Here is a 14380-nt window from a genome sequence, read left to right on the forward strand (position 1 = left end):
CCCCAATGACACCATCCATTTCCTATCAACTGCATCGTATCTTACGGGGAAGTATCCCTTTCTGGATATCGCTTTTTCTCATTTTCCTAAGCGTTGTCCCACTAAGAATTACTGGATTTGCAACTGTAACTCCTTCGTTTCTGATGATATCGGTCTTTTACTGGAGTTTGCATCGTCCCTATCTCTTGCCGGCGCCGGTTGTATTTCTGCTGGGTCTGATTTTCGATATACTGACTGGCACGCCCATGGGGTTGACCTCTCTTATGTTGTTGGTCGTACACGGAATAGCGGTAACGCAAAGACAGGTCTTCGTTGGGAAAGCCTTTGTACTTTCCTGGTGGGGGTTCTTCCTGATCGGAGCAGGGATCGCAGTGTTTTCCTGGATTGTTGCCTGTGTACTGGAATTGACGATTATCCCGATCCTGCCTGTATTTATACAATATGGTCTGACAGTTCTGTTTTTTCCTCTGCTTGCATGGTGTTTTGCAGTCGTGCAATCCAGTATTTTGAAGCATATTTGACATGTCCAGTGCTCGCGATAAGGAAAAATCCCGTTTATTTACACGCAGGGCTTTGATCCTGGCAGGAGGACAGGCTGCGCTTATGTCAGTTCTGGCCGGACGGCTCTATTACCTGCAAGTGTTGCAATCAGACGAATATGCAACGATGGCCAATGAAAATCGAATGAACATTCGGCTTCTTGCGCCACTGCGGGGACAGGTTCTGGATCGTTTCGGTAAAGAAATTGCCAGCAATCGCCAGAATTACCGTGTCGTCCTTATCCGCGAGCAGACAAAGAGCGTGGAGCAGACACTTGACCGCCTTTCCGATTTGGTGCCGGTATCCGATGCCGACAGGGAAAGGGTACTCAAAGAAGCGAGACGCAAACGCGGCTTCGTCCCCATTCCCGTGATGGAAAACCTCACCTGGGAAGAGTTTTCGCGAATTAATGTTCACAGCCCTGAGCTGCCGGGTATCCAGCTTGATGTCGGGGAGACACGGCATTATCCCTATGGTCCATTATTCGCACACACTGTCGGCTATGTGGGATCGGTATCCGAAAGGGATCTGAAGACACTGGAGCCCGATCCGTTGCTGGAGTTACCCGGATTTAAAATCGGTAAAAACGGAATAGAAAAATATTACGATTTATCGCTTCGGGGAAAAGCAGGAACCAGTCGTGTGGAAGCTAATGCTTATGGCCGTGTCATACGGGAGCTTAGCCGTCAGGAGGGGAACCCGGGTAATGATCTGGAACTGACGATTGATGCAGAGCTTCAACAGTATGCAGCCCAAAGAATGGGAGAGGAAAGCGCCGCAGCCGTTATCATGGATGTGCATACAGGGGACATTTTATCCATGGTGTCGGTGCCCAGTTTTGATCCCAATAGTTTTACCACGGGGATCAGTGTCAAGGATTGGCGCGCGTTGCAGTCAAATCCCAAACATCCACTGAACAACAAAGCCGTTGCCGGTCAATATCCTCCGGGATCCACGTTTAAAATGGTTGTGGCATTGGCCGCGCTTGAGGCAGGCGTGATTACGCCCGATTACACCACTTATTGCGCTGGGCATACGATGTTGGGCCGCCATAAGTTTCATTGCTGGAAACGCGGAGGGCATGGCAAATTAAATCTGCGACAGTCAATTGAGCAGTCCTGTGATGTGTATTTTTATGATATCGCTCGTAAAGTCGGTATGGACAAAATTGCAGAAATGGCCAACCGATTTGGACTTGGTCAGAAACTGGGGCTGGATTTATATGGTGAAAAAGCCGGTTTGATTCCGACAACTGACTGGAAGCAGGCCGTACGCGGTGAACGCTGGCAGGTTGGCGATACCTACAACGCCGGTATCGGGCAAGGATACGTCCTTTCTACGCCATTACAGCTTGCGGTCATGACAGCCCGGCTGGCCAATGGCGGTAAAGCGGTCACGCCTCGTTTGGTAAAGCAGGAGCTGCAAAATCTGGTTAAAGGAGATGCCGAACAAGCTGAGCCGCCGAAGGATATAGGTGTTAGCAAAGCGGCGCTCAAAGCCGTTTTGGATGGCATGTTTGACGTGATGAATGGTGAAAAAGGTACCGGTCGTGGCTCGAGAATAGATGTAGAGGGGTGGGAAGTCGCGGGTAAATCGGGAACTGCTCAAGTTCGCAGAATTTCCAAGAAAGAGCGGCTGACTGGCGTGTTGAAATCAGAAGAAAAGCCTTGGGAATACAGAGATCACGCCCTGTTTGTGGCATTTGCACCTTATGACAATCCGCGATACGCGGTGTCAGTTATTGTCGAACACGGAGGGAGTGCCTCCAAGGTTGCAGCACCCATTGCAAGTGATCTGTTGAAAGAAGCCTTGCGTCTTGATCCGGTGAGGCGAAAGCATAAAAAGGACGAGATTTCAGACAAACAGCAACGAGAGGATGAGCGTGATGCTTAGAGAACTCGGTGCACCAGAGAGGAACCAGCCTCTTTCAAAAAAAATATGGGAATTAAACTGGGGCTTAGTGCTGTTAATCTGCGTAACGGCTTCGGTTGGATTTTTAATGCTGTACTCGGCTGCAGACGGCAATATTAACCCTTGGGCCTCTCGCCAGATGATCCGATTTGGTGCCGGGTTGGTTATTATGCTGGTGGTTGCGTTGACTGATATTCGCATATGGTTACGGCTGGCATATCCGTTGTATTTCATAGCCCTGTTAATGCTCGGCGCTGTTGAAGTGATGGGTGTAATCGGTATGGGTGCTCGTCGGTGGGTTGAAATCGGCCCAATTCAGTTGCAGCCCTCGGAAGTGATGAAGATTACGCTGGTCATGGCATTGGCCCGTTATTTCCATGGTCTTGATCTGGAAGATGTGCGCCGCATTCGCTGGTTAATTCCGCCCTTAATATTGGTGGCCATGCCCGCCATGCTGGTTCTGCGGCAGCCGGATCTTGGGACAACGCTATTGTTGATAGCTGGCGCTGGTGTGGTCTTTTTTGGCGCTGGTGTCGCTTGGTGGAAGTTTGCGGCGGTGATCGGGACAGCCATACCTGCTGGTTTCTTTGCCTATCAGTTTCTGCATGAGTATCAGAAAAAACGGATTCTAATCTTTTTGAACCCGGAATCAGATCCATTGGGAGCCGGATATCACATCATGCAGTCCAAAATCGCTCTTGGATCAGGGGGAATTTTTGGAAAGGGTTTTGTGCAAGGAACGCAAAGCCATTTGAATTATTTACCTGAAATGCGAACAGATTTTATTTTCAGTATGTTGGCTGAAGAATTTGGCATGGTCGGCGGCCTTATTCTGTTTGCGCTTTACATCATGTTGTTAGCATATGGATATGCCATCGCGCTGCGTTCGCGCAATCAGTTTGGGCGACTGTTGGCGCTGGGACTAAGCGGAGTGTTTTTTCTGTATGTCTTTATCAATATTGCAATGGTGATGGGGCTGGTGCCCGTCGTCGGTGTTCCTTTGCCTTTAATTTCCTACGGTGGGACATCCATGCTGACCCTGCTTGTCAGCTTTGGGCTGATCATGAGCAGTTATGTTCACAGAGATGTGGAAATCAACCCGCGAAAATACTGACCTGGATCTACCACACGCACAAATCGCAGTAATTTGAAATGCATGTGAACAGGAATGTCACTAGCTTTCAGTCACCAGCTTGATTGAAAGGACCCAGATGATTGGGTTACTGCGACTGCAAAGTGATATCCCAGTAGAAAGTTGTGCCGTTTAATATCTGTTGTGCCGTGCATCGCTTCTTTCAAGAAAGTCGATTTTCTGAATTCAAAACGGAGTTACAAGATGCAACTACCCATTTCATTTCCCAAACTGGCTCTTGGGGTGTCAGCCAGCATAGTGTTGGTGGCCTTGTCTCAGGCTTCAACAGCTCAAGCCGCTCCTCAAGTTGTAGAACTGGTGCAGGTGCCTTGTCAGTTTCTTGGTGTGGAGAGTGATCACGGTTTCACCTCAACCCAAAAGTCTGATTGTGAAACGATTAATGCGAATACTGCCGACGATCGCTTAAAAGATGTTGCTCCGATGAAGCTCGCTGCGGGTGAGTATGTGTTTCGGGTAACAAATAAGAATGTCCCTTATGAGCTTGGTTTCTGGATACGTGAAAAAGGATATAACTGGGCTAATCCGCTTCATAAGCTTAACAAACTGAGCGTTTCTGGTGGCGGGATGCATGAAGGAAAAACGATCGAATATAAAGTGACCCTGAAACCCGGAGAATATGTATTTTCCTGCCCTTTGAATTCAACACCTGACTATGCGCTGGTTGTTGAGTGAGAGCTGATTGATAGAACTTCTTTAAAGCCGCTGCAGATTGTAGCGGCTTTTTTGTTCAACTCGGCGTCACGGTTAGTTGAAACAACGTTATTAGAGGTGCCACCAGCCCCGTGCCATAGTGAAATCGCAAAAGAGAAAAAGGGAACGGTGAGATGCAAGAGTTTAAACAATTGTTGAAATCAACTGTCGTGTTCGTTGTAGCTGTTGGTACAGGTGCTGGTATCTATGGAGCGGGAGCATTAGCTGCTAATGGAGAAATTGCTTCCTCTTCACCGAGTGAAAAACAGGCTATCAATCCGCAAGCGGTTAAGAAAAACCTTTTGCTGGCGAGTACTTGTAACCCATGCAATCCAAAGAAGAACCTCTGTAATCCCTGTGCCGCCAAAAATCCATGTAATCCATGCGCTTCTGCTAAAGTGGAAACGCAGTCGGGCTGCGTGGTTCCTGAGTTGGCCGCAGCAAATCCATGCGCTGCAAAGAACCCTTGTAACCCTTGTGCAGCGAAGAATCCATGCAATCCGTGTGCAGCGAAGAACCCATGCAATCCGTGCGCAGCAAAAAACCCCTGCAATCCTTGTGGTGCAGCGGATGTGGCGGAACTTAGTCCTCAACAAGCGATTGCGGCCTATGACTGCATTCAAAGTGAGTTGATCTCATCCTATGCAAAAGCCGGCCTTTCAGAGGTTCAAAATTATATCGGCTGGGAGAATGTTGCGCTTAGCCCATATCAGGCAGTCACCCATGGGAACCGCTATGTGAATAATTGGGTAAACACTGTGGGAGCAGCGCAATATAGAAAATATGAAGATGCAGGTCAGATGCCTGTAGGCTCTGTGATTGTTAAAGACAGCTTCGAAGTGACGGCGAGCGGCGCAATCTCGCCAGGGCCGATGTTCATTATGGAAAAAATGGCAGACGGTTTCCAGCCGGAATTGGGTAACTGGAAATATTCAATGGTCATGCCCGATGGATCCATATTTGGGCAAACGAAAGGCAAAAATACTGCAGGAATGGTTTTCTGCTCGGAGTGCCACGCTTCTGCTGAGGATCAGGATTACCTGCTCTTTTTACCAGAAGAGTTACGAAAATAACCCCTCGATCTGTTGAAAGGTTGAGTTTCAGCAGATCGCTCAATCAATAGCTCAACACTACAGGAGTAGGATATCCAATGATCAAGAAATCTCTAAAAGTTACCGCACTCAGTTTAACAGCTATTTCTGCTGCAACTATTGCTTCAGTTCCGGTAGCGCAAGCCGCACAAAAAGCTGGTGAATTAGTAGTCGCGAGTGCCTGCAATCCATGCAAACCAAAAAAGAATGCTTGTAACCCTTGTGCGGCAAAAAATCCGTGCAATCCGTGTGCAGCAAAGAACCCCTGCAATCCATGCGCCGCGAAAAACCCCTGTAACCCTTGTAATCCATGCGCTGCCAAGAAAAAGAACCCTTGCAGTGCGAGCTGATTACACTCACTTCTGAAGGTATTGATGACGGTTTTTATCACGCGGCCATGAGCGCCGCGTGATGAGTGTGTGATGGGGAGATTTTTATGCTGGATTTGAACAGTTTGACACGAAGCGAACTTGAAGAGATGGGCGCCGCGGGTGAACAGGTCTTAAATTGCTATCGTGTTCTTGCGAAGTCTGGTGATAATATTGTGGGAGAGGTGATCAAAGGTCAGGGAACCTTTTATGAAATGGACCATTACCCAAAAGGTGATGTCTACGACCCGCAAACTCATTGTCAGTATTATTATCATGCCCACCGGGAAGGTGAACATGGTCATTTTCACACGTTTCTTCGCTCCGCGGGAATGCCGGATGACATGCGTCCTTTGAAAGGGCAGTCTTTACAGGATTACATGGAAGAGAGAGACGATAAGCTTACGCATTTAGTTGCTATTTCGATGGATGCCCGAGGCTACCCAATCAGTCTATTTACCACCAATCGTTGGGTCACAGCAGAGAACTGGTATCCTGCGGAAGATGTCCTCTTCGCCTTGAACAGGTTTGAAATGGACCTTGTGCCACCATCCTGGCCCGTCAATATCTGGATCACGAACTTGGTTCGGCTTTACTTACCTGTCATTCGGCAACTGATTTTAGATCGGGACAAAACGGTAAAAGCGTGGGCGGAGCGACACCCAAATCGCGATGTATTTGAAGATCGGGAGCTGGAAGTGACTTCTGAGGTGGCGATTGATGTCGCAAGTTTTCTTGAAGAAATACAGCGACATCTTGAAAATTAAGTTCGCTCTGGTTTCAGTTCAGAGTGTGTTTTGGCAGATAAATATCCACGGATGTTCCTTCGCCGACGACCGATTGGATATCAATATGTCCGTTGGATTGCTTAATAAATCCATAGACCATTGAAAGACCAAGCCCGGTTCCTTTCCCAACCTCTTTTGTGGTGAAAAAAGGCTCAAAAACATGTTCAAGCTTTTCTGAATCTATACCTTGGCCTGTATCCGTGACACTCAGTCGGACATAGTCTCCTTCTGGTTGGTTGTCTGCTTTCTTTAGCTCGTCCCCGGCAAGAGTTACGTTATTCGTTTTGAGCGTCAATTGACCGCCATTTGGCATAGCATCTCTGGAATTTATTGTCAGGTTGAGGATGGCATTTTCAACCTGCCCGGGGTCGGCAAAACAATCCCAAAGCGCTGGATCCGTGTCCAGACAAATATGGATATTTTTTTCAATAGTCCTGTCCAGCACCTTTAGCATTTTCGCGACATTGTCATTAAGATTAATTGTAGCAGGGTTCAGTGCTTGTGTACGGCCGAACGCAAGCATGCTTTTGGTTAGATCCGCACCGCGTTCTGCCGCTTCCAGAATTACCTCAGTACGTGCTTTCAATTTTTCATCTTGTGGATCCAGCATTTCCTGTAACAACTCTGCATTGCCTTGTATCACTGCCAGCAAATTGTTGAAATCATGAGCGACACCGCCGGTAAGTTGTCCAACAGCTTCCATTTTTTGGGATTGGCGCAACCTTTCTTCAAGCTCTTTTCGCTCTGTAATGTCTTGAGTGACACCAAATATAGATTGAACCACACCTTTTGAATCTAGCTCGGGCTGCATCGAAGTTTCGACATGTCGGATCGCACCATCAGATCTGATTACACGCAGCGGCAGAATTTTGGATTGTCCCGTTTTTATAAGATCAAAATAGTCCTCTTGTACTTTCGGTAGGTCATCGGGAAAGATAAGGGTGGCCGCTTCTTTCGGCGAAATTGGCTTTTCGGAAATCGGTCGCATGTATATATTGAACAATTCTTTTGACCAATAGACTTCCTGCTTTTGTAAATCGACTCTCCAGTGACCAAATCGACCGATAGTTTGGGCGAGGGCCATTTCTCTCTCTCTTCGCAGAAGTTCTCTTTCGTATATGTGCCGCGCTGTAACGTCTCTGATAAAATTCAAAGTCCCCTGACGTCCATTCCAGATCATGGCCTGTGAATGCATTTCCACGTGAAAAATGTCTCCATCCATGCGTTGGTAGCGGGTCTGAATTTGCTCAGGCTTGCCGGATTTCAAAACCTTTTTTCTGAATTCCTGTAGACGGGGTCGTTCATCTGGGGCCACCAAATTGATAGAGGAGAGGCCCACCAAGTCAGAGATGCTATTGACCCGGAAGGTTGATATCGCACTTTCATTGACAAGCGCGACTTTTCCGTCAATCTGTAAAACCAGTGCATCAGGTATCAACTCGTTGAGCGCACGGTACTGTTGTTCACTTTGCTGAAGGGCAGTTTGAGCTGTGATCATGTCCGTAATATCCATAAGGGACACGAAATAGGATGGATTGCCCTTATAGGTAATCATGTTTGCCGACAGAATGACCGTCTTTTCAACATTTTTAAGGGTTTTAATGTTGAGTGTATCCCCTCGAAGATATCCTTCCCTCTCGATTTTTGAAAGCAGGTGGCGACGGTGATCCTGGTCGACGTAAAAATCACGCACATCTAGCTAAGAAGCCCTTCACTTCCCGCATCAAAAAGAGATTCCGCATAGGAATTGGCATATACAATTTCCATTCCTGTAATAATGAATAACGGGATAGGAGCTCCTATGAGTAAAGCCCTAAACAATTGTTCGTTTTCGACCGCGCGTTGGCGAGCTTCTACAAGCTCAGTGATATCGCTGCGAACAGCAACCGTGCCCCCAGAGGATGTTTGGTAATTTGTGAGGCGGATGGTTTTGCCATTTTCAAATTTTTGTTCCTCTGTGTGCCGATGGTCTTTGAGCTGTTTTTTGCGACGCTCAATCCACTCTTCAGCTTCAGTGTCGGGAATGTTTAATTGCCCGGATGCAAGTTGTTTTCGCAAAATGGCTTCATATTCGAAGCCTATTTGAAGGGTGCCAGTAACAGACGGGAATAAATCTTGCTGTCGCTGATTATAAGCGATGATTTGTTGGTCTTTATCATAAATTATGAAACCGTCATCTACCGCATCGAATGCTTCGGAAATTATATGTGGCTGTCGAAAGTCTTTGATGTATTTAGCGCCAATTCGCAACCGGCAAGCCTCAATTGCCATATCCAGGAAAATTTGATCAGCGTCGTTCAGATCGAGCAAGTTTTCATGCCATAGCGAGATGATCAGGGTTTCCTCTGCATTTCGGCTTCGGAAGATGTAACTCGTTGCGTAACACTGACGGCTCGTAACTCTAAAGCTGTCAGTGTGTATCCCGTCAGCTTGAGCGTATTTGGATATTAATTCGCAGGCATGCCCATCACTGATTGCCTGCTCGGGTAGTGATTTGAAATATTGCGGATGGGCTTGCTGTGGCTTTGCCCTAATGACACTGATCGCGCTTGCATCCATATAGTCCCTGATTAGGATAAACCTTCGCTGGTTGATGCCATTGCGTCCCGTTGCCAGTTCATGAAGCTGGCATAAAGGTCTTTGCGGTGATCATGTATTTTCATACATTTTACTCAAAAAAAACTACTCTGATGTGGATGATAGACATACAGACATGTGTTTGGAAGCGACACCATTCCACGATAACTTTCCAATATATGAGGGAGTCTCTTAAGTCCAGCTTAATGAATTTGAGAAATTTTCTGATAGTCGCATAGCTACAGCGGCTTGCATTCACGTGACCTATAACGGTAGGCTTTGATAAATTATATAACAAAAATAAAAAATGTCTGAGTAGGACAAGGGCACTCATATGCACGGCAAAACTTCTTATCCAATCGCTTTTTCACCTCTCGACCTTGGGTTTACTCGTTTGAAAAACCGGTTTCTGATGGGGTCGATGCATACAGGGCTTGAGGAGTTACCGAACGGTTTTCCCCGTATGGCAAGATATTTTGCTGAACGGGCCAAAGGCGGTGTTGGCATGATCATTACCGGTGGCATTTCACCAAATATTGAGGGAGGATCTGGCGCCAAACTTTCAACATCGGAAGAAGCACAGGCTCATCGGGAAATCACCGATGCAGTTCATAAAGCTGATCCTGAGGTTAAAATATGCATGCAAATATTGCATATGGGACCTTTAGCCCGGGGCAAGTATGCAGTCGCTCCATCTGCCGTTCGCTCGCGCATTGCCAGGGCAGCACCTATCGAACTTGATGCAGCTGGAATAGAAAAACAGCTTGATGATTTTGTAAATTGTGCCGTGAAGGCCAAAGAAGCCGGCTATGACGGGGTGGAGGTTATTGGGTCGGCAGGATATCTGATTAGTACATTCCTTGTTCAGAAAACAAATCTTAGAACGGATGAATGGGGTGGGCCGTTCGAAAACCGGATGCGATTTGCTGTGGAATGTATTCGCAGGATCAGACAAGCAGTTGGTGACCAGTTCATTCTGATATTTCGTATTGCAGCCATGGATATGTTGGAGGGGGGCATGTCATGGGACGAAGTCGTCCAGCTTGCAAAAGCAATTGAAGAAGTCGGTGCAAATATTATCAGTACACATTTTACATGGCATGAGGCCGCAGTTCCTACGATTGCCACGATGGTGCCGCGAGCTGCATTCACTGGGGTAACCGGGCGATTGAAAAAGCACCTTGGAATACCGCTGATCACTAGCAACCGTATAAATATGCCAAGCGTAGCGGAAGAAGTACTGAGGCGCGGGGATGCTGATATAGTTTCGATGGCGCGACCCATGCTTGCTGATGCCGACCTTGTGGTAAAAGCATGGGAGGGGCGCGAGGATGAAATTAACACCTGTATCGCTTGCAATCAGGCATGTCTGGATCATACTTTCACGGGGCAAGAGGTTAGTTGTCTTGTCAATCCCCGAGCCTGCCATGAAACCAAACTGAACTATCTACCTGTTGCAAAAATCAAGAAACTGGCTGTCGTTGGCGCAGGGCCTGCGGGCCTTGCATTTTCTGAAATTGCTGCAAGCCGTGGTCATCATGTGACTTTGTTCGAGCAAAGTTCGGAAATTGGGGGGCAGTTTAATTTGGCCAAGCAGATACCAGGTAAAGAGGAATTTCACGAAACCATACGATATTTTCGCCGTACGATTGATAAATATTCGATTCTGTTGAATTTGAACTGCAAGGTTACTGTGAGCCAATTGGTCAAAGAGGGATTTGATGAAGTCATAGTTGCAACGGGTATTACGCCGCGTGTGCCAGATTTGCCCGGCATTACTCATGAAAAAGCTGTTGGGTATATTGATGTAATCAGCGGAAATCGGGCAGTTGGGCGAAAGGTTGCGATAATGGGGGCTGGTGGTATCGGTTTTGATGTCGCAGAGCTAATATCCCACACGGGGAAATCTGCTGCATTGGACCGACAGATATTCGCACAGGAGTGGGGAATAGATTTTGACAATCATCCACGGGGCGGTGTGACAGGTGTGAAGCCGGTAGTGGCGAGCGCGGATCGTGAAATAACACTCCTGCAAAGAAAAGCGACACCGGTGGGGCGTGGTTTGGGGAAAACGACGGGTTGGACACATAGAATTACGTTAAATCGGCGCGGAGTAAAAATGATAAACGGGGTCGAGTATCTGAAAATTGATGATCTGGGCCTTCATTTATTAATCAATAACGAGCATCAAATTCTGGATGTGGACACTGTTGTTATATGTGCGGGACAGACGTCGCAAAGAGGCATATATGATGAGCTGACCGATAAAGGCGTTAAAGTCCATTTGATTGGCGGCGCGTTTGAAGCCGCCGAACTGGACGCTAAGCGGGCCATTAATCAGGCCGCGCATTTAGCTGCTCAGGTCTAACTTCCCGTCATGGTGTTACAGTTGATAAATGCTTTTAGCACCGGATTGTCGCGCGCTTTCAGGCAGGCGATTGCCATTGTCGTTGTATTGACAGATTTGCGAGATTTGAACTTTCGAAACGCGACGTTAGGATGAGTAACCTGCGCTGCGCATTCCGGCACCAGTGATACCCCGAGGCCGGCCGCAACAAGGCTGATGTGAGTTTGGATCTGCGGCGCTGTTTGGACGATTTTGGGGATAAATCCCGCATCACTACAGCATTGGATAATCAGATTATGAAGATTGGGTGATGTCTCGGGAGCGAAAGTAATAAACTCATCAGAGGCAAAATCACTCAGGGTGAGGACTTTTGATTTTGCAAGGGGATGTGACGTTGGCAATACCATGACCAACTCTTCATGTCTTAGGGGGAACACATCAAACAGACTTTCTTTCGTGATCGGCGGACGTAGAAGCCTACATCCTGTTGTCCTTTTTGCATGGCTTCAATCTGATCAATTGTCGCCAGTTCGGAAATTTCAAGCTGTATGTGGGGATAATCATGCTTAAATCTGCGAATGCTATTGGGAAGGGCTTCATAGATTGCGGATCCTGAAAATCCGATCCGAAGCTTCCCGATCAATCCTTTGTCAGCTCTTTTTGTGTCTTCTTCAAGTTGCCTGAATTTTTCGATTGTTTCGTAGGCACCTTTTAAAAAAACTTCGCCGGCACTGGTAAGCTCAACCTTCTTGTTTGTCCGCTTTAGGAGGCTAACTGCGAGCCCGTCTTCAAGTTTTTTAATAGCCTGACTTAAGGGAGGTTGAGTCATATTCAGCCGCTCAGCAGCAATGCGGAAGTTTTTCTCCTCTGCTACGGCAATAAACTGTCTGAGTTGGCGGAAATCAGTCGTCATATTATCATTAATATAAAAAATATATTGTTATGTCATCAATAATATATTGGAATCGAATTTTATGTTCTGAAATAGTATCTGAAAAAAATAACAAGGCAGGACGAAATAATATTTCCAACCTGCCCAAATTTTTAGTCAAATAGTCTGCGATGCAAATCAAGCAGCCAGCAAGAGAAGACAGATCATGAACTTTGAACTCACTGACGACCAACGTGCCGTACAGGAGCTAGTAAGACGCGTTGCAAATGAAAAGGTCGCTGCTCGTGCAAACGACATCGATAAGACAGCGGAATATCCTCAGGATATGTTTGATCTGCTTAAAGAACTGGGCTTGTTTACTTTGCCGTTCCCGGAAGAATATGGCGGCACTGAAGATAGTATCTCTTGCTGCCTGGCGATCGAGGAATTGGGCCGGGTCTGTTACAACACAGCATATTTGTTGCTGGTTCAATGGTTGCCATTTGGTGCAATTCTGGCCGGAGGTTCAAAAGAGCAGAAAGATAAATATCTACCGGGTCTTGCCTCAGGTGATTTGCGAGGTGCGTTTTCAACAACGGAACCGCAAAGTGGTTCTGATGTCGCAGGGATCAAGACAAAAGCCGTTCCAACTGCTGATGGATATGTGATCAACGGCCAAAAGATTTGGTGCACAAATGCTGAGATGTCAGACTTTGTCGTTGTTGCCGCCAAAGTGGGGGATGGACCCGGAACAAGTAGTATCAATATGTTCATCATTGACCGTGATACGCCTGGTTTCGAAATCGGCAAAAAAGAAGACAAAATGGGAGCAAGGGGAGTTCCGTCCAATCCATTGTTTCTCAACGACGTCCATGTTCCAGAATCCGCACGCCTAGGCCCAGAGGGCAAGGGCTTTAAAATTGTGATGGAAGCCTTTAACAAGTCGCGGCCATATATTGGTGCTCGGGCAGTGGGACTGGCGCAAGGGGCCATTGATCACACCAAAGCATTCATTCGTGATCGCCGGGCATTTGGTCAACATATTTCAGATTTTCAAGGCGTTCGCTGGATGATTGCTGATATGGAAACACAGACAGAAGCGTCCCGGTTAATGGTATATAAGGCCGCTGCAATGGTTAATGCTGGTATTCGTGGAAATGATCTGGCGGGTATGGCTGCAATGTCCAAGCTGTTTGCAACAGATACGGCGATGACGGTTGCTGAAAATGCCGTTCAGTTGTTTGGCGCAGCAGGCATTTCTTCAGAGTATCCAATCGGCCGCTATTTCAGAGATGCCAAGGTTCTTAAAATCGTTGAGGGAACCAACCAGATACAACGCAATATCATCGGCAGACTTGCATTTGCAGAATAAGGAACAGGTTATGGAAACAGTAGGGCTTGGATTATTCTACGAAGATCTTCCGCTTGGAAAGCAGTTTAAGACAATCGGGCGTACGGTTACCGAAGCAGATATCGTGAATTTCATAAATGCAACCGGCATGCAGGAAGTTCTGTTCATGAACACGGAATATCTCGCTCAATCAGAGGACATAAAAGGCAGGGTAGCGCCAGGTGCGCTGGTTTATTCATTCGCTGAGGGATTACTGGTGCAATCTACCATGCAATATACCGGTCTTGCCTTTTTGAATATGGAGCTTGATGTCAAAGGTCCTGTATTCGCGGGGGATACTATCCATGTTGAGTGTGAAGTTATCGAATCCCGTTTGAGCAGTAAGGCTGGCAGGGGGCTGGTTCGTACGCGTAACAGGATAACCAAACAAGATGGTAGCGTCGCAATCGAATATACGCCGCTCAGACTGGTGAAATGTAAATAACACCAGCAAATAATAGATCAATAAGACGAAAGCTCCCTTATGGGGGCTTTTTTCATGCGGAAACTAGTTGAGGTTTGAAGGAGAAAAGTGCGAAAGGCTTTACGTGTAACCAGGGGAGGCTTAAACCGATAAATCGGAAAAAAGATTCAAGCACCAACGATCCCATTGATGACAGCTTGGATCCCTGTAAAGCCTTTCGCTAGTCTTCA

Annotated in this window: 12 protein-coding genes and 1 pseudogene; 9 read left to right on the plus strand and 4 right to left on the minus strand. The window is 47.0% G+C overall.

The features are described 5' to 3' along the window. Positions 1–5 precede the first annotated feature (5 nt). From mreD to JCM23214_RS26060, 5 genes are all read left to right on the plus strand, one after another. Positions 6–521 carry a rod shape-determining protein MreD gene (gene mreD / locus JCM23214_RS13070; RefSeq protein WP_037493649.1) on the plus strand — a complete coding sequence of 172 codons (516 nt, stop codon included), beginning with the start codon at positions 6–8 and terminating at the stop codon, positions 519–521. A gap of 1 nt (position 522) precedes the next feature. Beyond that, positions 523–2433 (plus strand): penicillin-binding protein 2, encoded by a 1911-nt coding sequence (mrdA, locus tag JCM23214_RS13075; RefSeq protein ID WP_025899327.1) that lies wholly within the window; start codon positions 523–525, stop codon positions 2431–2433. Next, a complete protein-coding gene (gene rodA, locus JCM23214_RS13080) occupies positions 2426–3565 on the plus strand; it encodes a rod shape-determining protein RodA (protein WP_037493591.1) in 1140 nt (379 codons plus the stop codon). The genes mrdA and rodA overlap by 8 nt, the downstream gene beginning before the upstream one ends. A gap of 222 nt (positions 3566–3787) precedes the next feature. Next, entirely contained in the window at positions 3788–4276 is a 489-nt protein-coding gene (locus JCM23214_RS13085; RefSeq protein ID WP_025899329.1) for a hypothetical protein, read from the plus strand. Positions 4277–4428: 152 nt separating this feature from the next. Continuing rightward, a complete protein-coding gene (locus JCM23214_RS26060; RefSeq protein WP_051548169.1) occupies positions 4429–5367 on the plus strand; it encodes a cytochrome P460 family protein in 939 nt (312 codons plus the stop codon). Positions 5368–5410: 43 nt separating this feature from the next. On the opposite strand, the gene JCM23214_RS23500 is transcribed toward JCM23214_RS26060, so the two are convergent. Then, entirely contained in the window at positions 5411–5776 is a 366-nt protein-coding gene (locus tag JCM23214_RS23500) for a hypothetical protein (RefSeq protein WP_025899330.1), read from the minus strand. A 45-nt stretch (positions 5777–5821) separates the two neighbouring features. Here JCM23214_RS23500 and JCM23214_RS13105 point away from each other — a divergent pair, with 45 nt between their 5' ends. Then, on the plus strand, positions 5822–6520 hold the full coding sequence (locus tag JCM23214_RS13105; protein WP_025899331.1) for a DUF6969 family protein: 699 nt from the start codon (positions 5822–5824) through the stop codon (positions 6518–6520). Positions 6521–6533: 13 nt separating this feature from the next. Here the strand turns inward: JCM23214_RS13105 and JCM23214_RS20785 are convergent, their stop codons facing one another. Then, positions 6534–8234 (minus strand): hybrid sensor histidine kinase/response regulator, encoded by a 1701-nt coding sequence (locus JCM23214_RS20785; RefSeq protein ID WP_025899332.1) that lies wholly within the window; start codon positions 8232–8234, stop codon positions 6534–6536. Positions 8235–8236: 2 nt separating this feature from the next. Then, the gene (locus JCM23214_RS13115; RefSeq protein WP_025899333.1) at positions 8237–9100 is read right to left on the minus strand and encodes a PAS-domain containing protein; all 864 of its coding nucleotides are present in this window, start codon (positions 9098–9100) and stop codon (positions 8237–8239) included. 352 nt (positions 9101–9452) lie between these two features. Between JCM23214_RS13115 and JCM23214_RS13120 the strand changes: the two genes are divergently transcribed. Continuing rightward, a complete protein-coding gene (locus JCM23214_RS13120) occupies positions 9453–11486 on the plus strand; it encodes an oxidoreductase (protein WP_025899334.1) in 2034 nt (677 codons plus the stop codon). On the opposite strand, the pseudogene JCM23214_RS26765 reads toward JCM23214_RS13120, so the two are convergent. Then, a pseudogene (locus JCM23214_RS26765) lies at positions 11483–12378 on the minus strand (LysR family transcriptional regulator). The gene JCM23214_RS13120 and the pseudogene JCM23214_RS26765 overlap by 4 nt on opposite strands. 184 nt (positions 12379–12562) lie before the next feature. Between JCM23214_RS26765 and JCM23214_RS13130 the strand changes: the two are divergent. Together JCM23214_RS13130 and JCM23214_RS13135 are read left to right on the plus strand one after the other, a co-directional pair. Then, entirely contained in the window at positions 12563–13708 is a 1146-nt protein-coding gene (locus JCM23214_RS13130) for an acyl-CoA dehydrogenase family protein (RefSeq protein ID WP_025899335.1), read from the plus strand. A gap of 10 nt (positions 13709–13718) precedes the next feature. Next, a complete protein-coding gene (locus tag JCM23214_RS13135; protein WP_025899336.1) occupies positions 13719–14171 on the plus strand; it encodes a MaoC family dehydratase in 453 nt (150 codons plus the stop codon). The last annotated feature ends 209 nt before the right edge of the window (positions 14172–14380 follow it).

The organism is Sneathiella glossodoripedis JCM 23214 (assembly GCF_000616095.1).
Taxonomy (GTDB): Bacteria; Pseudomonadota; Alphaproteobacteria; order Sneathiellales; family Sneathiellaceae; genus Sneathiella; species Sneathiella glossodoripedis.